Annotated in this window: 17 protein-coding genes; 16 read left to right on the top strand and 1 reads right to left on the bottom strand. The window is 41.2% G+C overall.

What is annotated here, in order from left to right; translation table 11 throughout:
* The first annotated feature begins 156 nt into the window (after positions 1 to 156).
* From iolA to BK583_RS19005, 9 genes are read left to right on the top strand one after another with little or no spacing between them, the layout of a single operon-like run.
* Complete coding sequence (gene iolA / locus BK583_RS19045; protein ID WP_245804425.1) at positions 157 to 1,635, top strand: methylmalonate-semialdehyde dehydrogenase; 1,479 nt, start codon at positions 157 to 159, stop codon at positions 1,633 to 1,635.
* A gap of 22 nt (positions 1,636 to 1,657) precedes the next feature.
* Positions 1,658 to 2,482: a 5-deoxy-glucuronate isomerase gene (gene iolB / locus BK583_RS19040; RefSeq protein WP_055737076.1), complete on the top strand. Its 825-nt coding sequence runs from the start codon at positions 1,658 to 1,660 to the stop codon at positions 2,480 to 2,482.
* A 1-nt stretch (position 2,483) separates the two neighbouring features.
* The gene (gene iolC, locus BK583_RS19035; protein WP_055737077.1) at positions 2,484 to 3,470 is read left to right on the top strand and encodes a 5-dehydro-2-deoxygluconokinase; all 987 of its coding nucleotides are present in this window, start codon (positions 2,484 to 2,486) and stop codon (positions 3,468 to 3,470) included.
* Between the two features lie 17 nt (positions 3,471 to 3,487).
* Positions 3,488 to 5,398 carry a 3D-(3,5/4)-trihydroxycyclohexane-1,2-dione acylhydrolase (decyclizing) gene (gene iolD, locus BK583_RS19030; protein ID WP_055737078.1) on the top strand — a complete coding sequence of 637 codons (1,911 nt, stop codon included), beginning with the start codon at positions 3,488 to 3,490 and terminating at the stop codon, positions 5,396 to 5,398.
* 12 nt (positions 5,399 to 5,410) lie between these two features.
* The gene (gene iolE / locus BK583_RS19025) at positions 5,411 to 6,328 is read left to right on the top strand and encodes a myo-inosose-2 dehydratase (protein ID WP_055737079.1); all 918 of its coding nucleotides are present in this window, start codon (positions 5,411 to 5,413) and stop codon (positions 6,326 to 6,328) included.
* Positions 6,329 to 6,349: 21 nt separating this feature from the next.
* Positions 6,350 to 7,393 carry a bifunctional inositol 2-dehydrogenase/D-chiro-inositol 1-dehydrogenase gene (gene iolG, locus BK583_RS19020; protein WP_055737080.1) on the top strand — a complete coding sequence of 348 codons (1,044 nt, stop codon included), beginning with the start codon at positions 6,350 to 6,352 and terminating at the stop codon, positions 7,391 to 7,393.
* A 15-nt stretch (positions 7,394 to 7,408) separates the two neighbouring features.
* A complete protein-coding gene (gene fba / locus BK583_RS19015; RefSeq protein WP_055737081.1) occupies positions 7,409 to 8,284 on the top strand; it encodes a class II fructose-1,6-bisphosphate aldolase in 876 nt (291 codons plus the stop codon).
* A 14-nt stretch (positions 8,285 to 8,298) separates the two neighbouring features.
* Entirely contained in the window at positions 8,299 to 9,330 is a 1,032-nt protein-coding gene (locus BK583_RS19010; RefSeq protein ID WP_055737082.1) for a Gfo/Idh/MocA family oxidoreductase, read from the top strand.
* Positions 9,331 to 9,388: 58 nt separating this feature from the next.
* Entirely contained in the window at positions 9,389 to 10,978 is a 1,590-nt protein-coding gene (locus BK583_RS19005) for a solute:sodium symporter family transporter (RefSeq protein ID WP_055737083.1), read from the top strand.
* A gap of 802 nt (positions 10,979 to 11,780) precedes the next feature.
* Here the strand turns inward: BK583_RS19005 and sda are convergent.
* Positions 11,781 to 11,924, bottom strand: a complete 144-nt coding sequence (gene sda, locus BK583_RS19000; protein WP_078440263.1) for a sporulation histidine kinase inhibitor Sda — start codon at positions 11,922 to 11,924, stop codon at positions 11,781 to 11,783.
* Between the two features lie 613 nt (positions 11,925 to 12,537).
* On the opposite strand from sda, the gene BK583_RS18995 reads away from it, so the two are divergent.
* The 7 genes from BK583_RS18995 (at position 12,538) to BK583_RS18965 (ending at position 22,045) form a co-directional block, all read left to right on the top strand.
* A complete protein-coding gene (locus BK583_RS18995) occupies positions 12,538 to 14,613 on the top strand; it encodes a DEAD/DEAH box helicase (protein ID WP_055737084.1) in 2,076 nt (691 codons plus the stop codon).
* A gap of 207 nt (positions 14,614 to 14,820) precedes the next feature.
* Positions 14,821 to 16,068: a formaldehyde dehydrogenase, glutathione-independent gene (gene fdhA / locus BK583_RS18990; protein ID WP_055737085.1), complete on the top strand. Its 1,248-nt coding sequence runs from the start codon at positions 14,821 to 14,823 to the stop codon at positions 16,066 to 16,068.
* Positions 16,069 to 16,195: 127 nt separating this feature from the next.
* A complete protein-coding gene (ykzS, locus tag BK583_RS18985) occupies positions 16,196 to 16,390 on the top strand; it encodes a protein YkzS (protein ID WP_038476255.1) in 195 nt (64 codons plus the stop codon).
* A 3-nt stretch (positions 16,391 to 16,393) separates the two neighbouring features.
* The gene (locus BK583_RS18980) at positions 16,394 to 17,965 is read left to right on the top strand and encodes a sigma-54 interaction domain-containing protein (protein WP_055737086.1); all 1,572 of its coding nucleotides are present in this window, start codon (positions 16,394 to 16,396) and stop codon (positions 17,963 to 17,965) included.
* A 117-nt stretch (positions 17,966 to 18,082) separates the two neighbouring features.
* A complete protein-coding gene (locus tag BK583_RS18975; RefSeq protein ID WP_055737087.1) occupies positions 18,083 to 19,249 on the top strand; it encodes an iron-containing alcohol dehydrogenase in 1,167 nt (388 codons plus the stop codon).
* The gene (locus tag BK583_RS18970) at positions 19,246 to 20,625 is read left to right on the top strand and encodes a hypothetical protein (RefSeq protein WP_055737088.1); all 1,380 of its coding nucleotides are present in this window, start codon (positions 19,246 to 19,248) and stop codon (positions 20,623 to 20,625) included. The genes BK583_RS18975 and BK583_RS18970 overlap by 4 nt, the downstream gene beginning before the upstream one ends.
* Position 20,626: 1 nt before the next feature.
* Complete coding sequence (locus tag BK583_RS18965; RefSeq protein WP_055737089.1) at positions 20,627 to 22,045, top strand: NAD-dependent succinate-semialdehyde dehydrogenase; 1,419 nt, start codon at positions 20,627 to 20,629, stop codon at positions 22,043 to 22,045.
* The last annotated feature ends 83 nt before the right edge of the window (positions 22,046 to 22,128 follow it).

Raw genomic sequence — 22,128 nt, 5'->3', positions numbered from 1 at the left:
CAACATATATATATATTTAATCGTGATTAAAGAAAATATTCCGATAAATCGTTGACATATATCCAAGATGTTATTAATATATAACCAATAAGTAACCAATAGTTTTATTTTTATTGTAAGCGATTACTAGTAATGTTAATTGATGGAGGGATTGTGGTGGTCGAAACAGCGAGTAAAGTTCGTACATTAAAAAACTACATAAATGGAAAGTGGGTCGTCAGTAAGACTTCAGAGTATGAGGAAGTGGTCAATCCAGCGACGAAAGACGTTCTCTGTCGAGTGCCGCTTTCAACAAAGCAAGAACTTCATTATGCAGCCGAGATTGCAAAGGAAGCTTTCCACGTTTGGTCAACTGTTGCAGTCCCACGTCGTGCACGTATACTTTTTAGTTTTCAACAGCTATTGCAACAACATAAAGAAGAATTAGCCCAACTGATTACAATGGAAAATGGCAAGAATTTAACGGAAGCCCGTGGTGAAGTACAGCGGGGGATTGAGAACGTTGAATTTGCTGCTAGTGCTCCTTCCCTTATGATGGGTGATGCGTTGCCTGCTATTGCTACAAACGTAGAGGCAAGTAATTACCGCTATCCAATTGGTGTTGTTGGCGGTATTACACCGTTTAACTTTCCGATGATGGTGCCTTGCTGGATGTTTCCGATGGCTATCGCACTTGGGAATACATTTATTCTTAAGCCGTCAGAGCGTACACCTTTGCTTGTCGAAAAATTTGCAGACTTGCTAAAAGAAGCTGGACTCCCTGATGGTGTGTTTAATATTGTCTATGGTGCCCACGACGTAGTAAACGGTATTTTAGATCATCCAGAAATTAAAGCGGTTTCTTTTGTTGGTTCTAAACCAGTTGGTGAATATGTATTTAAGCGTGGTAGCGAAAATTTAAAGCGTGTCCAAGCGCTTACTGGTGCAAATAACCATACAGTTGTCTTACGAGATGCCGATTTAGATACGGCGGTTAATGATATTGTCGGTGCTGCCTTCGGCTCTGCTGGAGAACGTTGTATGGCATGTGCGGTTGTAACAGTAGAAGATGCTATTGCGGATGCGTTTATCGCAAAGCTTACGGAAAAAGCGGAGAGCTTAAAAATGGGAAAGGGTATTGACGACGGGGTATTCTTAGGGCCAGTTATTCGTGAAGACAATAAAAAACGTACGTTTTCATATATAGAGTCCGGTATAGAAGAAGGCGCAACGCTTTTATTAGACGGTAGAGAACGTGCAAGTGATGATGGTTACTTTGTTGGGCCAACAATCTTTGACAACGTTACAACGGAAATGAAGATTTGGAAAGATGAAATCTTTGCACCTGTACTATCAATCGTCCGTGTAAAGCATTTGAAAGAAGCAATTGCTACGGCAAACCAATCAGAATTTGCGAATGGCGCTTGTATTTTCACGAAAGACGCGCAAGCAATTCGCTACTTTCGCGAAAACATTGATGCAGGTATGTTAGGGGTTAATCTTGGTGTACCAGCACCTATGGCATTCTTCCCATTCTCTGGCTGGAAGTCTTCTTTCTTCGGCACACTTCATGCAAATGGAAAAGATAGTGTCGATTTCTATACACGTAAAAAAGTGGTGACAGCTCGCTTAGTAGATCCAGTATTTGAAGATTAATTTAGATGCACAGGAGGATTATATGCCTAAGTTATTACGCAAACCGGAAAAGAAGCCATTATCTAAAGGTGTGACGTTGATACATGAAGTGAAAGACGGTCGAACGCCTCTTGAATACGTTGGATTTTCCGTCATTGACCTCACAGAAGGCGCACTGTATGAAGAAACATTAACAAACCAAGAGTGCTGTGCCGTCATTGTGACAGGGAAAGCATCTGTCACGGCAGGAGAGGATACATTTTCATCCATTGGGACTAGAAAAAGTGTATTTGAAAAAGTTCCGACAGATAGTGTGTATATAACAAAAGAGACAACTTTTCGTATTCAAGCTGATACGAATGCTAGAGTAGCGCTTTGTTATGCACCTGGGATGACAAAACGTCCTAACCGCTTACTTCCCGCTAAAGATATCCAACCAGAGCATCGTGGCATAAAAATGAATCAGCGGTCTGTCCATAATATTTTACCAGATTCACTGGATGTGGCTGATTCTTTACTAGTTGTAGAAGTGTATACGGAGAGCGGGAATTTCTCTAGTTACCCACCTCATAAGCACGATCAAGATAATTTGCCGCACGAATCATTTTTGGAAGAGACGTATTACCATGAACAAGATCCGCCACAAGGGTTTGTTTTTCAACGTGTTTACACAGATGACCGTAGCTTAGATGAAACGATGACTGTTGAAAATGAAGATGTTGTTTTAGTGCCAGCTGGTTATCATCCAGTTGGCGTGCCTGATGGCTATACATCATACTATTTAAATGTAATGGCAGGTCCAAAGCGGACTTGGAAATTTTATAATGATCCAGCTCATGAGTGGATCTTAGATCGTGAGGATTCGTAAAATGACAGTTACGTTTGCAAAAGATAAACGGTTTGATTTAGTTGCGATTGGGCGCGCGTGTATCGATTTAAATGCAACGGAATACAATCGTCCGATGGAAGAAACGATGACATTTTCTAAATATGTAGGTGGATCACCAGCAAACGTTGCGATTGGTTCATCAAAATTAGGCTTAAAAACAGGATTTATTGGTAAATTGGCTGATGATCAGCATGGCAGATTTATTCGCTCATATATGGATGGCGTTGGCGTAGATACGTCAGAAATGATAACGGATACAGAAGGTCATAAGACAGGTTTAACATTTACAGAGATTAAGAGTCCTGAAGAGTGCAGTATTTTAATGTATCGCACAGAGGTAGCAGATTTATTCTTGCGTCCGGAAGAAGTATCAGAGGCATATATTGCCGAAGCAAAAATGTTGTTAGTTTCAGGGACGGCACTTGCCCAAAGCCCTTCTCGTGAAGCGGTATTTCAAGCAGTGGGTTATGCAAAAAAGAACAACGTGACGATCGTATTTGAATTAGATTATCGACCATATACATGGCAATCAGCAGAAGAGACGTCTGTTTATTATAAGTGGGCAGCAGAACAAGCGAATCTTGTCATTGGAACACGTGATGAATATGACATTCTTGAAAATCAAGAAAATGGTGATGATGAACAAACAGCAAAAGCGTTACTTGCACATCGAGCTGAACTTGTTGTCATTAAGCATGGTGTGGACGGTTCTATTGCATTCGAAGAAGATGGGACCATTACCCGGGCTAAAGCCTATCCATCTAACGTTTTGAAAACGTTCGGTGCAGGCGATTCGTATGCATCTGCTTTTCTATATGCACTTGTAAACGGAAAATCAACGCAGGAAGCGTTACAGTTCGGCGGTGCTTCAGCGGCAATTGTGGTCAGTAAGCATAGCTCATCAGAAGCAATGCCGACGGTTGGAGAAATCGAAGATCTCTTAAAGCAACACGAACAGCGTGTTTAAAAGGAGGCTGTGAGATCATGGCAGAAACAATTCGTTTGACAACAGGTCAAGCCCTTGTGAAATTTTTAAACAACCAGTTTATTTCAGTAGATGGAAAAGAGGAGCACTTTGTTGAAGGGATGTTCAACATCTTTGGTCATGGCAATGTGCTCGGAATTGGTCAAGCACTTGAACAAGATGCTGGTCATCTTAAAGTCATTCAAGGAAAAAACGAACAAGGGATGGCACATGCAGCCATCGCGTATTCAAAACAAATGCTTAGAAAGAAGATTTATGCTGTTACCACTTCTGTTGGTCCAGGAGCGGCTAACTTAGTGCCTGCCGCTGGAACAGCTTTAGCGAATAACATCCCAGTCCTACTTCTTCCAGCTGATACGTTTGCCACGCGACAGCCTGATCCGGTTTTACAACAGTTCGAACAAGAATATAGTGCAGCAATTACTACAAATGATGCATTAAAACCAGTATCCCGTTACTGGGATCGTGTGGTTCGACCAGAACAATTGATGAGTAGCTTGCTTCGAGCATTTGAAGTGATGACTGACCCGGCGAAAGCAGGTCCTGTAACGATTTGTATCGCTCAAGATGTCGAGGGGGAAGCGTACGATTACCCAATGTCTTTTTTTGAAAAAAGAGTCCATTATGTGGATCGAAGTGAACCTACTAGTCGTGAAATAGATCAGGCCATTCAAGCAATACGCAAAAGTAAAAAACCTCTTATTATTGTTGGTGGTGGGGCAAAATACTCCGAAGCTCGAGATGAATTAGTCACTTTTTCTGAGACATATCGTGTTCCTATGGTTGAAACACAAGCCGGTAAATCAACCGTTGAAAGCCATCATCCGCTTAATTTAGGGGGGGTTGGTGTGACAGGTACAAAAGCAGCGAACCTTGCAGCAAAAGAGGCTGATTTAGTCATTGGAGTAGGAACACGCTACACAGATTTTACATCTTCCTCCAAAACGGCATTCTCTTTTGACAAAGCTTCCTTTGTAAATATCAATGCTAGCCGGATGCACGCGTATAAGATGGACGCTGTGCAGGTTGTAGCAGATGCGAGGGTAACGTTATCTATTCTTTTTGAGAAATTAAAGGGCTATAGAAGTAATCATGGTTCTATTGATTCGTGGAAAAAAGAGTGGATTCAGGAAAGAGAACGGTTGTCTTCTATTTCATTTGATCGTAATCGGTTTAAACCTGAAATCGAGGGACAGTTTTCGCAACAAGTATTAAATGAGTATGCAGATACATTAAACACCGAATTCCCACAAACAACTGCTTTAATAGCACTTAATAAAGCGATAGCTAAAGATGCAGTAATCGTTTGTGCAGCTGGATCTCTCCCAGGAGATCTACAACGTTTATGGGATACAGAAACACCAAATACATACCACCTAGAGTATGGCTACTCTTGTATGGGCTACGAAATTGCAGGTGGTTTCGGTGCGAAGCTAGCTGAACCTGAAAAAGAAGTCTATTCTCTTGTAGGAGATGGCAGTTTTCTTATGATGCACTCCGAGCTGGTCACAGCCATTCAGTATGGGTATAAATTGAATGTTGTCTTATTTGATAACGCTGGATTCGGTTGTATAAGTAATTTACAAATGGATCATGGAAGCGGTAGTCATGGTTGTGAATTTCGCACACATACAGGCGACATTATGAACATTGATTACGCCAAAATTGCAGAAGCATATGGTGCAAAAGTCTACCGGGTATCGTCAGTGGAACAACTTCAAAAAGCAGTGAAGGATGCAATGTGTCAAGAGGTTTCCACGCTTATTGAAATTAAAGTTCTCCCGAAAACAATGACAGATGGGTACGAGAGCTGGTGGAATGTTGGTGTTGCAGAAACATCAAACGTAACGTCGGTTCAGCGGGCACATCAGCAACACCAAACGAAATTAAATACAGCAAAGCTCTATTAAGGGGAGATTATTCTGACCAGTAAGCAGATTAGATGGGGCATTGCGCCTATTGGCTGGCGTAATGACGATTTGCCAGAAATAGGGGCAGGTAACACACTTGCCCATCTTCTTAGTGATGTAGTTGTCGCAAAGTTCGAAGGAACAGAAGTTGGAGGGTTTTTTCCTGAAGCTTCTATTTTAAATAAGGAAATACAACTTCGGCAGTTAAGAATTGTAGGTCAATGGTTTTCAAGCTATCTCATTCGTGATGGTGTAAGTGCAACTGCAGCTTTGTTTCACGAGCATTGTGCGTATCTAAAGGAAGTGAATGCTGAAGTCGCTGTAGTATCGGAACAAACGTACAGTGTACAAAATGAAGAGCAAAACGTCTTTGCATTAAACCGTAAACCAACCCTAACAGATGAAGAATGGGAAATCGTGTGTCAAGGGTTAGACAGATTAGGTGGAATTGCTAAATCCTATGGTTTGAAACTTGCTTATCATTCTCATATGGGGACGGTTGTACAGACGAAAGAAGAAGTGAAGCGGTTGATGGAGGGGACGAATCTGAATCTTGTTGGGTTACTATACGATACGGGTCATACGTTTATCGCTGACGGTGAGTACCTATCAGTGTTAGATACATACTGTCATCGAATAAACCACGTTCATTTTAAAGATGTTCGCAAAGATGTACTGACAACATGTGAACAAGATGGTTTAACGTTCAGACAGTCATTTTTAAGAGGAATGTTTACGGTTCCGGGAGATGGTTGCATTGATTTTGAACCTGTGTTTTTACGTTTAGTAAAGAAGGGATATCAAGGCTGGATCGTTGTTGAAGCGGAGCAAGACCCAGAAATTGCTCATCCATTGGAATACGCTTTAAAAGCAAGAGAGTACATTGATAGTAAATTATTAAAGAAGAGTATCGGAACAGTCGATAGTTAAAGACCAAAGGTGGGGATACGAATGACGTTAAAAATAGGCGTTATTGGGACGGGCGCAATCGGTAGAGACCATATTCGTCGCGTAACAAAGAGTCTAGCTGGTGCAGAAATTATTGCGGTAACAGATGTTAACCAACAAGCGGCAGAAGCCGTCATTAAAGAATTTAAATTAAATGCCACGTTGTATAAAGATGATGTGGACTTAATTCAGGATTCAAGAATTGAAGCTGTCTTTATTACAAGCTGGGGTCAAGCTCACGAGAGCAGTGTGTTAAAAGCAATTGAAGCAAAGAAGTTTGTTTTTTGTGAAAAGCCGTTAGCAACAACTGCAGAAGGGTGTATGCGAATTGTGGAAGCGGAAATGGCTTATGGGAATCCACTTGTTCAAGTAGGTTTTATGCGTCGTTATGATAGCGGTTACAAAAAGTTGAAAGAAGCGATTGATCAAAACACAATTGGAGAACCTTTACTGATGCATTGTGCTCACAGAAACGCTAATGTGGCTGAGCGTTACTCCACTGATATGGCAATTCACGATACATTGATTCATGAAATTGATGTGTTGCGCTGGTTAATAAATGACGACTATGTTTCAGCTCAAGTATTTTATCCTAGAAAAACGAAGCATGCATTGCCACACCTGAAGGATCCACAAATGGTAATGTTACAAACCGAGAGTGGTGTCATGATTAACGTTGAAATTTTTGTGAACTGTACGTACGGATACGATATTCAATGTGAAATTGTTGGTGAAGAAGGACTTCTCCGCCTACCTGATGAAGCGCACGTTCAAGTAAGAAAGGGTGGTCAAATTGGAAAAGAAATAGGAATGGATTGGCAGGAGCGTTTTGCTCACGCTTATGATGTTGAAGTGCAAGATTTTATCGATAACGTTCTTGATAAGGGTACCGTTTCTGGTCCTACAGCATGGGATGGGTACATTGCGGCAGTGACTGCAGATGCATGTGTGAAAGCACAAATTTCGGGTGTGAAAGAGACTATTGAACTTGCTCAATGCCCTGATTTTTATAAAAAAGAGAAGCCAGCAGCTAAAGTCGTGTACTAGAGAGGGGTGGGTAACATGGCGTTTGCTTTCATGAAAGAGCTACTCGTAGAAGCAAAGAAAAATCGCTATGCAATCGGTCAATTTAATATAAATGGATTGCAATGGACTAAAGCAATTCTTCTTGCTGCTGAGGAAGAACAATCACCTGTTATCGCAGCAGCATCAGAGAGAATGATTGATTACTTAGGTGGATATCGTACAGTCGTTTCTTTTGTCGACTCCTTAATCAATGAATTGAATATAAACGTTCCTGTTGTTTTGCATCTTGATCATGGTAGAAATGTTCAATCGTGCTTTCAAGCCATTGACGCTGGATTTAGTTCGGTCATGATTGATGGATCGCACCTATCGATTGAAGAGAATATTGCGATGACAAAAGAAGTTTCAGATTATGCTGTAAAGTTTGGTGTTAGTGTTGAAGCAGAAGTTGGGACGGTTGGTGGAACGGAAGATGGTGTGATTGGTGGCGTATCATATGCGAATGTCGATGAATGTGAGCGTTTAGTTACAGAGGCGAATATTGATGCATTAGCAGCAGCATTAGGCTCGGTTCATGGTCGTTATCATGGAGAACCTAAGCTAGGGTTTAAGGAAATGGAACAAATCTCAAAGGTGACGGATATTCCACTTGTGCTTCATGGTGCTTCAGGCATTCCAAGTCATGATTTAGAGCGAGCCATTCAGTTAGGGCATGCCAAGGTGAATATTAATACAGAATGTATGATTGCTTGGTCTGATCAACTAAGGAAACAGTTGATTAAGCAACCGGATGCGTTTGAGCCTGCAACTTTATTAACCCCGGCCATTCATGCTGTTCAAGAAGCAGTACAGCAAAAGCTGAAGGAGTTCGGCTCAACTCACAAAGCCAATCTGGTTAGGCCGAAGTTTTAGAAAGGATGTTTGAAATGAAAAAGCGCATAAATATAGCAGTACTAGGACTCGGTCGTCTCGGTTATTCCCATACGAAAAATCTTTTAACCGAAGTACATGGGGCAAATTTATATATGGTGGTGGACCCACTACCAGGCAGGGCGAAGGAAGTAGCGGGTGAATTCGGAATTGAGTTTCACTCTACCAACATTGAGGATGCTCTTACTCACCCAGTAGTAGATGCTGTTGTCATCGTAACGCCAACGAGCACTCATGCTGAAATTATAAAAAAAGCTGCTTATTATCAAAAACATATATTTGTTGAAAAACCATTAACGTTAAATCTAGAAGAATCGGAAAAAGTCTCAGTGGCAGTGAAAAAAGCTGGTATTATCTGTCAGGTTGGCTTTATGCGTCGATTTGATCCGGGTTACGTTGATGCCAAACGTCGAATTGATAACGGCGAAATTGGGCGACCGCTCTATTTTAAAGCGTTTACAAGGGATCCGGGATCACCTCCACCGGAATTTATAAAGAGTAGTGGAGGTATTTTCGTTGATTGTTCCATTCATGATTATGACATTGCTCGTTACTTGTTTAATACAGAGATTACCTCGGTTGCCGCTCATGGAAACGTATTAAAATATGAATTTATGAAAGAATTCAATGATCTCGATCATGGGTTGACTTACGTTGAGTTTGCAAATGGTGCCATTGGCGACATGGAAGTGTCTAGGAATTCTCCTTATGGCTATGATATTCGTGCTGAAGTCATTGGGACAGAAGGTGCTTTGTTTATAGGCGACTTGAGAGAACAGCAGGTAACCGTATTGAACCAAGATGGAAGTAATTTTAAGGTGTTTCCTGATTTCCAAACAAGATTCCGTGTGGCATACATTGAAGAACTGAAGCATTTTATCCACTGTATACAGACTGGTGAAAAGCCGATTGTGGATGATAAAGATGCTACTCAAGATTTGCGAGTGGCTTTAGCAGCAACACACGCTTATCAAACAGGAAAAAAAGTTATTGTAGAAGAGTTTGCACCGGAAAAAACGCACCTATAAAAAGGAAGCGTATACATGCGCGCTCACCCTATTAGGTTGAAAAAGGGGGAAAATAATTTTGAACGCTTTTGCGATAGCCACGTTTCTTTTTATTGTTGTGGCGATATGGATTTTTGCTTATCGAAAAAGTAGGACGATTAATAATTCGAGCTCAGAAGGGTACTTCTTAGGTGGTCGTAGCTTAACTGGTATTGTAATCGCTGGTACTGTAATTGGTACGAATCTCTCAACAGAACAGATTGTTGGTCAGAACGGACAAAGCTATGTTGCTGGAATGGAGGTAATGGCTTGGGAAGTAACATCGGCAATTGCGATTGTCGCCCTGGCATTAATTTTTCTTCCAAAATATTTAAAGCATGGTGTAGATACAGTTACGGACTTTATAGAGGTACGCTTTGACAAAACCACAAAGAAGATTGCATCTGCCTTATTCATATTTACATACGTTGTATCTTTCTTACCAGTCGTTCTTTATTCGGGCTCCTTAGTGTTTAACCAAATCTTCTCAGTTGATGAAATGCTTGGAGTCGAACCACTTGTTGCGATTGCATTCATTGCTGGTGGAATAGGGGTTGTTGGTCTTGCATACTTAATGTTAGGTGGATTAAGGTTAGCTGCATTTAGTGACACTATCTACGGAATTGGCTTACTTATAGCTGGTTTATCTGTACCAATTTTTGGTTTAATGATGTTAGGGAATGGAAATATGTTGTCAGGTTTTGAGACGATACGTCAAAATACGCCTGAAATGCTTAATGCGATTGGAGCAGTTGATTCTGCTTATGTACCATGGCCAACGTTATTTTTAGGGATGTTTTTTAATAACTTATTTTTTTGGTGTACAAACCAAATGATTGTGCAAAAAGTCTTGGCAGGAAGAGATCTTCGAGAGGGGCAAAAAGGTGCATTATATGTAGGTTTTTTCAAGATTTTCGGCGCTCTTTTTCTTGTTTTTCCAGGCATCATTGCGTTAAATATGTTCGGGGACGGCATCTCGAATTCTGATAATGCTTACCCAATGTTGGTATCTGCTGTTTTACCTGAATGGATGTTTGGTGTGTTTGCTGCCGTCATCTTTGGAGCCATTTTAAGTTCATTTATTGGCGCACTAAACGCTGCTTCGACACTACTCACACTTGACTTTTATAAGCCCATAGGAAAAGAGAAAACAGATAAGCAAATTACCCGTGTTGGCAAGATCTTCACAATCGGTGTCGGTTTAACGGCAATCATTATTGCTCCACTCATTTCATTTGCACCTGCTGGTTTATATCATGTGGTCCAACAATTCAACGGTTTGTATAGCATGCCACTTCTTGTTATCGTGCTATTAGGATTTTATTCAAAATATGCTACGCCTTTCGCGGCTAAATTTACATTTATCTTTCATGTCATTGTTTATGGAGCATCGCAGTTATTCTTAGATGTCCATTACTTATACGTTTTTAGTGTTATGTTCTTTGTTGACTTGTTTATTTTATGGGGTGTTAGCCGATTGCAAAAAACCACAACGCCGTTTGTATTCGAGACAGGCAAGCAAAAAGTGGATCTCACCCCTTGGAAGCATCGGTACTGGGTTAGTGCAGTTGTTGTCATCACTGTTCTTGGTACATACCTAATCTTTTCACCTTGGGGAATTGCACAATAGCGTTAAACCAGTAGTCTGATAGACTGCTGGTTTTTTTACGTAATAGATTGATAGCGGTTAAGGAGATCAATATAGTGTTTTAGCGCATGCAAATCTATAGTGAGTCCAATGTACGTTCATTAATGGACCAACGAATAAACAAACGATCTTATATTCCGATCACATTAGGTTTTGCTATTACAGATTTACTGTTCTACCTCATTTTATGAATGGTATTGATTTAATGACGTTACTCTTCATTTATTTTTTCGTGCGTTAATCTAAATGAAAGGCCCAATCAAAAACGGCTTTAAGACATAAAATACTTAGAAAGAATGGGTTTATGGGGATACAGCGGGAGGATACGACTAATTAAAGGCCTTAAGAAGTTACATTCTAAAGTAAAAACCGTTCTTAAATTTGAAAGAAGGAAAGGGGAAATCTTAATGAATAACCATTTTGAGCGGTTCTTTTATTGTACCCCTTCCAAGATCTCTCACATCTCTTTTTAAACCGGTTTATAAGTGAAAATCGTTATGTATAAATTTATTATGTTGGAAAAACTTCAATCCATTCGAATGCCCTTGCTCGTTAGTTATACAAACAGATTACCATTGCTAACAACCGTATCATTGAATTGTAGAAAGTTTATTTAGTAAGCAACATTTATCTTGTATTGTCACTGTATTTTCATATGATGATATAAAAATTAAAAATGAATGGAGGTAATAAAAACGCAATGGAAAAGGATGAGCAGCTATTTACCTTACTATTTGAATTTGAAGAAAAGCTTCAAAGAAATTTAGAATCGAGAGAAATTGATTTACTTCGTGATCTCGTGGTTAATAGTAAGTCTCCTCTCTAGCTCATCTTTTAATAGTTGAATGAAGTCGTTGTTTAAGTTATCTAGAATAGACTTTTCAATTAAATCGTTTAACAAAGTATCGCTAATATCTGTAATTTTCAATTAATTCACCACCTCTATAATTAACATTTTTCATTACCCTTTATAAATGGTATGTAAACCTATTTAGGATAAAAAGTTTATAAATTTTAAATTCGTACGTATTCAAATTAAACGTGCATGAATTATGGGTTCGGCTGTGAAAGCTTCTTGCTGAGTAACAGTTTTACAAAAAATGTTATGGTTTCTTAAGCACAATGTTTGCAGTATCCAACGATTGTGCTTTTTTGTTCATTTTTAAAGAGGATTTAGTTTAACAAAAGCTAAAGAATCAGGACTTAAGTTTTAATTATATATTCTGTGCGTTTTAGGAACTGCTCAAGTTCAACCGGTCAGGGCTAGTCGGACAAGTAGGACCCGTTATCCCTAAACAAGACAATGCTTAGTTTTTTGATTTAACATCGTATTTTATTTGTTGAAAAAGCTTGTCATTTAGTAATCTTTCTAACGGCAGGATTCGTAAAACATGGGTAGATTTATTCTAAACGGATCGCAATTGCCTCTTATTGGTCTCAATCACCCCTTGGTCATCAGCAAAGCTTCCTGTGGCCTCTTTTTTCCTGTTTTCTACATACAGGGTATCGCGTATAATTGGTGGTTGGAATGGAGAGAGAACATGAAGCCAACTATACCATTGGGTTTATTTGAACTAAAAGAAGAGATGAAGCAACGGAAGCATCAGCGAATGACGATCAAAATGCGCTCGTTTATGAAGCGGATTGGTCAAAAAAGACGTACGGAGCTAATGGTTGCTACTGTGAACAAGCATTTGAAGCGTTTGAAGGTACGTGCGTATTCGTCTACAGGCACACAGTGGCATCGTCTGAAAATGGAAGAATGGGTGACTTTTTCTTTTCAAGAGGTGGAGCATTCTCCTCATCTCATACAGGTGAGGACCAGTGATCTTCCTTTTCAACTCTATGTTCATCAAGAAGAAGCCCTACGGCGGTTAGATGAGACCCCTATGCCGTTCTCGGGTATCTTGTCTATACCAACAGGCGGCGGAAAGACAGTCGTTGCTGTGCATTGGCTTCTGAAAGAAGGAGTCAATAAAGGGCGTAAAGTGCTGTGGTTGACACACCGTCATGATTTACTTGACCAAGCTTTTTCTGCAATTCGCACCCTTGCAACAAATGATTTAGTGAAGAAGGGAAAAGCCATTTCGTGCCGACTTATATCGAGTGACGAAACCCATGAGTCGGTAAAGGCTATCCAGTCAACCGATCAAATTGTTATTGGTACGAATCAAAGTATTGTAGGACAATTATCCTTGCTGCAAGAAAATTGGTTAAAGGCTAATGAGGACATATTGATTGTTGTTGATGAAGCTCATCATGCAGTGTCTGAAACGTACGAGCACATTTTAACGACAGTATCAAAAAAATCAAATTCTACTATTTTAGGTTTAACTGCCACCCCTTTTCGGACCTTAGAAGAAGAGAGAGGATTGTTAAAGAAACGGTTTTCAGATGATATTGTCTATAAGCTAGATGTGGCAACGTTAATTGCAAGAGGTATTTTAGCAGAACCGTTTTTTAAAGAGCTCAAAACCGGTGTGAAAAAACTGCCGACTTTATCGGTAGCGGATATTCAGCACATTCATACAGCTGATCGTTTGCCTCCAAAGGTGGAGCACTATTTGACGATTCACCAAGCGCGCAATGCGCTTATTGTAAAAGAGTATCGTTCTCATAAACACGTGTATGGTAAGACGCTTGTGTTCGCGATGAATCGTAAGCATGCCATTTTATTGACAAGACAGTTTATAGAGGCGGGCATCTCAGCTGATTATTTTATTTCAGGAGAAGAGAAGAAAGAAGAAGTGCTAAAACGGTTTAAAGACAATGAACTGGATGTATTAATAAACGTGAATATGTTAACCGAAGGAACGGACTTACCGGATGTTCAAACTGTATTTCTAGCTCGGCCCACATCGTCCGCTATTTTAATGACACAAATGATTGGAAGGGCGATGCGAGGTGTTGAAGCAGGAGGAACGGCATCAGCACAGATCGTGCATTTTCATGATGAATGGCCAGAGACGATTTCTTGGATTACGCCAAATGAACTCTATCAAGATGAGGCAGCCGAAATGAAGCAACGGTTTGTTGAGAATCAAAGAGTGCCATTGACGATTTCAATTGTTGATAAATGGTATAAGAGTTTACCTAAAGAAGAAGCAGAAGCCCATCGTTTTGTTGAAACGATCCCTGTTGGTGTGTATTCATTTATAGACCCTTCCCAACGCCAGTCAATTGACATTCTTGTCTATGAACATTTGGTTACTGCTTATGAATCGTGGCTTGCCAACATGGTAGTAGTAGAAAAACACGAAGTGGCTGCCATGCTAAATAGAACAGCCAAGTCTTATTTTCGAGAAAAACGACATACATTTGGTTTTCATGAACAAGATCTCGCAGCGCTGTACCACTATTTTAGTCAGACGAAAACTAAACCAACGCTACGCTGGTTGAAAGACCGGGATAAAGTGGATATCACAAGACTGGCGGAAGAGATTACGCAAAGAAGGCTTTACGGTGAAAAGAAAAAACACTTCATTGATACTCATTGGAATGAAGAGCAATCGTTTATCGCGGTTTATTTTGGTTTTAATAAGCTTGAATTTCGTAAGCGTTTAGAGCTTGAACTTATTCGATTAGAAGAGCCTGAGTTATTTAGCCGAGTCGAATGAGTCAGTGTAAGTATGTTCTAGCCTTCTATTACAAAAATACCAAGAGAGCAACGGAGGCTCTCTTTTTTGCGTGGACAACAATAAGTGAGGTAATTGATTTTTCTAAAAATAGGTTTAGAATGACAAGTACTGGTAAATAGAGTAGCAAGAAGGAACGATTGGTTCTTTGGAAAGAGGTGACACGAAACGATGTAGCAAGGACTTGGGATGGCAAAAAATGAACACTATAGGAGGGATTACGTGGCAAATAATCGCGGTGTTGTATACATGGGTAAAAAAGGTGTACAAGTACAAGATATTGAGTATCCAGAATTGGTGTTAAAAGATGGCCCGGGAGTTCCTAAAGCGAATGTCGGTCGGAAATGTGAGCATGGTGTGATTCTAAAAGTCATCGTTACGAATATTTGTGGTAGCGACCAGCATATGGTACGTGGGCGGACTACAGCTCCAGAGGGTCTCGTATTAGGTCATGAAATTACTGGTGAAGTGATCGAAGTTGGTAGAGATGTTGAGTTTATTGAGAAAGGGGATATTGTTTCAGTCCCGTTCAATATTGCGTGTGGTCGCTGTGTAATGTGTCAGGAGCGAAAAACGCATATTTGTTTAAACGTTAATCCAGAACGTCCAGGTTCGGCCTATGGCTATGTTGATATGGGCGGATGGGTTGGAGGTCAATCAGAATACGTCATGGTTCCCTATGCTGATTTTCAATTACTTACGTTTCCAAACAAAGAGAAAGCGATGGAAAAAATCCTTGATTTGACCATGTTAACAGATATTTTTCCAACTGGATTCCATGGGGCTTATACAGCTGGTGTTAGTATTGGATCAACCGTTTATGTAGCAGGTGCAGGGCCGGTAGGTTTAGCGGCGGCACATTCCGCTCAACTTCTAGGTGCGTCAAGTGTCATTGTCGGTGATCTTAACGAAGAGAGATTGGCACAAGCACGTAGCTTTGGTTGTGAAACAGTTGACCTTTCTAAGCATGATCGACTCGGGGAACAAATAGAAGCGATTTTAGGTGTGCCAGAGGTGGATGCAGCAGTAGATGCTGTAGGATTTGAAGCATCGGGTCATGGAGAGCATGGAGGTGAACAGCCGGCAGCGGTACTCAATGCAATCATGGATGTGACTCAAGCTGGTGGGAAACTAGGGATCCCGGGGCTTTATGTTACTGAAGATCCAGGGGCAACAGATGAAGATGCAAAGACAGGCTCGTTAAAAGTGCGGTTTGGACAAGGTTGGGCAAAGGCACATACGTTTGTGACTGGGCAGACACCGGCCATGCAATATAACCGACAATTAATGAAGCTTATATTATCTGGCAAAGCTTCTATTGCAAAAGCTGTTAATGCCACCGTTATTTCTCTAGATGAAGCACCGGGTGGCTATGCTGATTTTGATGGTGGTGCAGCGAAAAAATTTGTCATCGACCCGCATGGTACGCTTAACTAAAAGATTAAGGCTACAGCACCTGTCTTTTGTTTGTTGCTTTAGAATGAAATCCGAGTAGGGAGATCTTCCTTGCTTGGTTTTTTTTTGGCATAATAAGAAGACGTAAAGGATAAAGGAGCGTTTTTAAATGAATCAACATGAGGCAAAACAGATAATAGAGCAGTTGCGTAGTGGCGAGATAAAAGAAGTGGTTGTTACAAAAGAGCAATTTACTAGTTTTCGTGAGGCGTTAATGGAGCAAGAGGATAAAAAAGATTTTCGTGGAAATGCACAGCATCGCGGCGCTGTCATTTATACGTATCAACCTGGTTGGACGGCTTAAGAAATGATTCCGAACAAGGATTCAGTAAAGGGAAGTGATTCTCTTTCCGCTGTTATCGTGTCAATGGTTAAGGGGGATCATATTTCAATTGAAGTCGTTCATCATGACGGCGCGGTATTAGGTACATTATTTCTTTCCGATGTGCGCAACGCCATTCAATCAGGTCGTGAAGACGATACAGCTGCATCTCTTCTCGACCACCGTCCAGAATTAGTCGCACCCCATCAGTTTGAATCGTTACTTAAAAGTGAGATGTTTGCCATCTTAATGAATTCTCTCTATGACGGTGTCTATGTAACTGATGGGAAGGGCGTAACGTTAAAAGTAAACAAAGCATACGAACGAATAACAGGTATTCCGGCGCAAGCCATTATCGGCATGCATATGCGGGATATGGAGAAAGCCGGCTATATTTCCCGTTCCATCTCTCTTGAAGTGATCAAGCAAAAGAAAGTAGTAACTCGTATGCAGCGTTTAGCAAGTGGTCGAAACGCTATGGTGTCTGGTACGCCGTCTTTTAACGTTCATGGGGAGATTGAATATGTCGTTAGCGTAGTTCGTGACATGACGGACCTTTTGAACATACAGGCTGAATTAGAAGGCTTAAAGGAACAGCAAGCTGAGCTTGAGCGCTTTGTTGGAAAAGTGGACGGAACACCGATTGTTGCTGAAGATGAAAAGACCGTTGCGTTTTTAGCTACGGCGAAACGTGTCGCGCAAACGACAGCGACTGTCTGCCTCCTTGGTGAAAGTGGTGTCGGAAAAACAAAAGCAGCCGCTTATATTCATGAACATTCGCAACGCAAAGACAAGCCCTTTGTCGTTGTAAATTGTGGAGCTATTAGTGAAACCCTTATTGAAGCTGAATTATTCGGTTATGGACCTGGTGCTTTTACAGGAGCTCTAGCAAAAGGGAAAAAAGGTCTAATTGAAGCTGCCCATGGTGGGACGCTTTTTCTAGACGAGGTAGGGGAGTTACCACAAGGAACACAAGTAAAGCTGTTGAAAGTGCTGGATGAGCATCGATTTACACCAGTTGGTTCAACGACGGAAAAACGGGTAGACGTCCGTCTACTATCGGCAACCCACCAGAATCTTGCTAGTCTAGTGAAAGAAGGGATTATGCGTGAAGATTTCTATTATCGAATAGCGGTCGTACCTCTTGTCATTGAGCCGTTACGTGAACGACCGAAAGAAATTGATCGTTTGGCCCGCTTCTTTTTACAAGAATTAAACAGTCGCTATGGAAGAAAGGTTGTATTAGAGTCAGATGCCTTCAAAGCGTTACAAAAAAGACAATGGCCGGGAAATATTCGTGAATTAAAGAATGTCATCGATTTTGTTGTCGCTACGAGCCCTACTCCTGTCATTCGTGCAAGTGATTTACCACAACCATTTATTCAAAATGAGAAACAGATGCCGGCGCTTACGCTAAAGGAAGCCGTTGTTCAACTGGAGCAAGCGATGATTACGAAAGCATTGGCTGACCATAGAACGACTCGAAAAGCAGCTGAAGCATTAGGGATAAGCCAAGCGGCGCTAGTAACAAAGCGAAAAAACTATTCATTTGATTAAATTTATAATCGTTTGATTCATATTGTAATCAACATCCCTGTGTAAACCCCTTCATGCACTAAATGATACGTTGGCACGATTTTTGCTTCTATCTATAAAAAGATAGGGGGAAGAACTATGAATCAGCAACAATTTAAAAGCGCTTACAAAATTTGGACAGGGTCAGGTTCTACCAAGCAAGTGAAACATGAAGTTGAGCGATTAAAGATGAAGAAGCCGTTAATCGTTAGTGATCGTATTATTGCAGATGCAGGCTTGTTAGAAGAAGTCTGTGACCATTTGGATACGGTGTCGTATGGTACATTTTTAGAGGTACAACCAGAACCAGCTTTTGCTGTTATTGAAGCATGTAAACGTGTGTTTCTGGAAGGCGATCACGATGGTTTTATTGCAATTGGTGGAGGGAGCGCTATTGATACGGCTAAAGCGGCATCTGTCTATGCAACATATGATGGTGACCTAAGTGATTTTGTTGGAACCGATCTCGTTCCGAAGAAAGGTGCACCACTTATCGCTATTCCTACAACAGCAGGTACAGGCTCAGAGGTCACGAATATTGCGATTTTATCGGACAAAGAAGCACAATTGAAAAAGGGGATTGCGAGTGATTTCTTACTGCCAGATGTAGCCATTGTGTCACCTGAGATGACCCGTACTGCACCACAGCATGTCACAGCGGCAAGTGGCATTGATGCCATGGTTCATGGAATTGAAGCTTACTTATCTGTCAATGCCTCACCACTTACAGATGCGCTCGCCCTTCAATCGATTACCATGATCGCTCGGAGTTTACCGAAAGCATATACAAATGCTCATTTTTTAGAGGCGAGAGAAGAAATGGCAACAGCAAGCTTAATGGCTGGAATGGCGTTCGGAAATGCCGGTGTAGGAGCGGTGCACGCACTAGCCTATCCGTTAGGAGGCCGTTTTAATATGGCGCATGGTGTGAGTAATGCGTTGCTATTACCGTTTGTAATGGAAATGAACAAACCAGCTTGTTTAGAGCGTCTGGGTGATATTGCAACAGCATTAGGCGAGAAAACGACAGGGTTAAGTCTAAATGAAGCTGCGGATCGTGCCATTCTTGCGATGACCCGGTTATGCGCGCAGGTGAATATCCCTGCTAGCTTGAAAGCATTTGATATTGAGAGAAGTGATTTAGAAGCAATGGCAGACGATGCGTCGAAAATTGATCGCCTCTTAAAGAATAACCCACGTCAATTAACGAAAAAGGAAATCTATGAAATTTATCAAGCGGCATATGAAGGACGGATAGCGCGATGAAATGGAGACAACGGCAGTTTGGTCAGGAAACACCGTATCAGCCATTAGGTCCGTTTAAGCTAAGAGTACCTTTCTACCACTACCGTTTTGAATGGCCAGATTATGTGCAGGGACTGCTGATGTGTGCAGTGGATTTGGCCGCCATTCCGTTACTAATGGAACTGCTTGGTATGCCATTTGAAGCAGCCCTTGCTATCGTCATTTTGAATGGACTGTTTTATTTAACCCATCATTTACTTGGCGATCCGGTTGTGCCAGGTTGGATTACACCAGCTATTCCACTTATTATGATTTACGTTTCATCGTTTCCAGAAGATGAACGAGTGCATGCATTAATTGCGTTTCAATTAACGTTAGGGCTCATTTCCATTTTCTTTGGAGCGACAGGGTTAGCAAGTAAGGTGGTTCGTTTTGTCCCTAGTGCAATTAAATCAGGTGTTATTTTAGGAGCAGGAATTATTGCGGTGATGACGATCTTTGAAGTTGGAGGACGTTTTGAATCGTTTCCATGGACCATTTCCATTGCAATCGGGATAGGCTTTTATCTAATGTTTTCAAAGCATTTTCAACGTCTGAAAACACGTGGGGGTGTTTACGGTTTAGTAGGGAAACTAGGAATTTTGCCTATCATTCTTTTAGCCGTTGTGGTAGCACCATTATTCGGTGAGGCTCCTTGGCCATCAATTGAGTGGGGGTTCTCGAAGCCTGACTTTATTACCCTTTGGAATGAATACACGTTGTTTGGCGTTGGCTTTCCTCCGCTTATGATGTTTTTAACCAGTTTGCCTACTGTATTTGCTGCGTATCTCGTTTTATTTGGCGATATTCTCCAAGCGAAAGCCATTATCAAAGAGGCAGATGAAGTGCGCGAAGATGAAAAAGTAGAGTACAATCCAAACCGTGCTCACCTTATATTTGGTGGGAGAAATAGTTTTATGAGCATTATTGGTCCTGATGTAACGATGGCAGGACCAACGTGGGCGGCAATGCAGGTTGTTATTACAGAGCGATTTAAAGAAGGAAAGAAATCAATGCATTCTATCTTTGGTGGAATGGGTTCATTCCGGTTAGGGACGAATACAGGCCTATTATTATTACCAATTGTAAGCTTAGTTGAGCCCATTCTTGGAGTAGCAATGGCGTTAACTTTATTAATTCAGGGGTACGTAAGCGTTCGAATTGGGATTTTAGAAGCGAAAAGCCAGCGCGATTTAGGTATTGCTGGCGTGATAGCAGCCATTTTAGCAGTAAAAGGTGCGGCTTGGGCCTTTGCTGCAGGTGTGATCTTATGTTTACTGATTTACGGAAAGCAGTTCTTTAATGGAGAGAATGATGAAACCTTTGTAAAAGATCAAAAAGAAAAAAGGAGTGCGTAACATGAATCGTGCTTTATTTATTAACAATGGAGACGTTTGGACGAATCAAACCATTGAAGTAGAAAATCCAGCCACAAAAGAAATCATTGGTACAATTGCTAAAGCAGGTCGGGAAGAAGCAAAGCAAGCCGTAGACGCGGCAGCTTCTGCACTAAAAGCTTGGAAAAGTAAAACTGCTGCTGAGCGAAGCGAATATTTACTGAAATGGCACGAATTAATAAAACGAGATGAAAAGATTCTCGGCGAAGGGATGACCATTGAGCAAGGGAAGCCTTTAACAGAAGCCGTGGGTGAAATTCGGTACGCCAATAGTTTTCTTTCATGGTATGCGGAAGAAGGAAAGCGTATATATGGAGAAACGGTACCTGCAAGCGCACCAAATAAACGAATACTCGTTCAGAAACAGGCTATTGGTGTAATTGCAGCAATCACTCCATGGAATTTTCCTGCGGCGATGCTCACTCGTAAGTTAGGGCCGGCATTAGCAGCTGGCTGTACCGCTGTCGTCAAGCCTTCAGAATTGACGCCGTTTACTGCTTATCGCCTTGCCGATCTTGCTTTAGAAGCAGGGGTTCCAAAAGGTGTGATTAATGTCATTACAGGAGATGCGGCGGCGATAGGTGAAGTGTGGATGAACGATGATCGGGTTCGTAAAGTGTCGTTTACCGGTTCAACGGCAGTCGGGAAATTATTAATGAGACAGGCTGCGGATACAGTAAAAAAGTTATCCCTTGAGCTTGGAGGACATGCGCCATTTATTGTCACCCAACATGCTGATATTGAAAAAGCAGTAGATGGATTAATGGGTTCCAAATATCGAAACGGTGGCCAAACGTGTGTATGCGCAAATCGCGTGTACGTACATGAATCCATTAAAGACCTATTTTCAGAGTCATTTATTCAGGCAGTCAAACAGTTGAAGACAGGTAACGGCTTAGCAGACCATTCCATCATCGGTCCCCTTGTCAATCAAAGCGCGGTAGATAAGGTTCAGAATCATCTAAGAGATGCGCAAGAAAAAGGCGCAACCCTTATCTATGGACAGGAACCGGAAGAGACAAATGGTTATTATCAAACGCCAGTTGTCGTTATGGATGCAACTGACGATATGCTCTGTATGAATGAAGAAACGTTTGGCCCGCTTGCGCCAATTACGACGTACCAATCCGTTGATGAAGTTATTCAAAGGGCAAACGCTACCCCTTTTGGTTTAGCCGCATACGTCTACTCAACGAATTTAAGCGAAGCCTTTACTATTTCAGAAGCATTGGAATATGGAATTATCGGCTTAAACGACGGGTTACCATCTGTTGCGCAAGCGCCTTTTGGTGGTGTAAAAGAAAGTGGCCTTGGTCGGGAAGGTGGTCATTGGGGGATTGAAGAGTATCTCGAAGTAAAATATATTTCTATGGAGTTGTAACGATAGCATTTATAATCATGATTCAACATGATAGAAAAGGAATGTCGCTAGGAAGGTTTTCCTGGCGTCTTTTTTTAGGTTAA

Origin of the sequence: Shouchella oshimensis (assembly GCF_002019765.1) — a bacterium.
Taxonomy (GTDB): Bacteria; Bacillota; Bacilli; order Bacillales; family Bacillaceae_D; genus Shouchella; species Shouchella oshimensis.
The sequence above is the reverse complement of the archived record's forward strand: the minus strand, read 5'-3'. Positions and strand labels throughout refer to the sequence as shown.

Bases quoted from the DNA above. Each gene is read 5' to 3' on its own strand.
- iolB (WP_055737076.1), top strand. From the start codon at position 1,658: ATGCCTAAGTTATTACGCAAACCGGAAAAGAAGCCATTATCTAAAGGT.
- iolC (WP_055737077.1), top strand. From the start codon at position 2,484: ATGACAGTTACGTTTGCAAAAGATAAACGGTTTGATTTAGTTGCGATT.
- iolD (WP_055737078.1), top strand. From the start codon at position 3,488: ATGGCAGAAACAATTCGTTTGACAACAGGTCAAGCCCTTGTGAAATTT.
- iolG (WP_055737080.1), top strand. From the start codon at position 6,350: ATGACGTTAAAAATAGGCGTTATTGGGACGGGCGCAATCGGTAGAGAC.
- fba (WP_055737081.1), top strand. From the start codon at position 7,409: ATGGCGTTTGCTTTCATGAAAGAGCTACTCGTAGAAGCAAAGAAAAAT.
- BK583_RS19010 (WP_055737082.1), top strand. From the start codon at position 8,299: ATGAAAAAGCGCATAAATATAGCAGTACTAGGACTCGGTCGTCTCGGT.
- BK583_RS18995 (WP_055737084.1), top strand. From the start codon at position 12,538: ATGAAGCCAACTATACCATTGGGTTTATTTGAACTAAAAGAAGAGATG.
- fdhA (WP_055737085.1), top strand. From the start codon at position 14,821: ATGGCAAAAAATGAACACTATAGGAGGGATTACGTGGCAAATAATCGC.
- ykzS (WP_038476255.1), top strand. From the start codon at position 16,196: ATGAATCAACATGAGGCAAAACAGATAATAGAGCAGTTGCGTAGTGGC.
- BK583_RS18980 (WP_055737086.1), top strand. From the start codon at position 16,394: ATGATTCCGAACAAGGATTCAGTAAAGGGAAGTGATTCTCTTTCCGCT.
- BK583_RS18975 (WP_055737087.1), top strand. From the start codon at position 18,083: ATGAATCAGCAACAATTTAAAAGCGCTTACAAAATTTGGACAGGGTCA.
- BK583_RS18970 (WP_055737088.1), top strand. From the start codon at position 19,246: ATGAAATGGAGACAACGGCAGTTTGGTCAGGAAACACCGTATCAGCCA.
- BK583_RS18965 (WP_055737089.1), top strand. From the start codon at position 20,627: ATGAATCGTGCTTTATTTATTAACAATGGAGACGTTTGGACGAATCAA.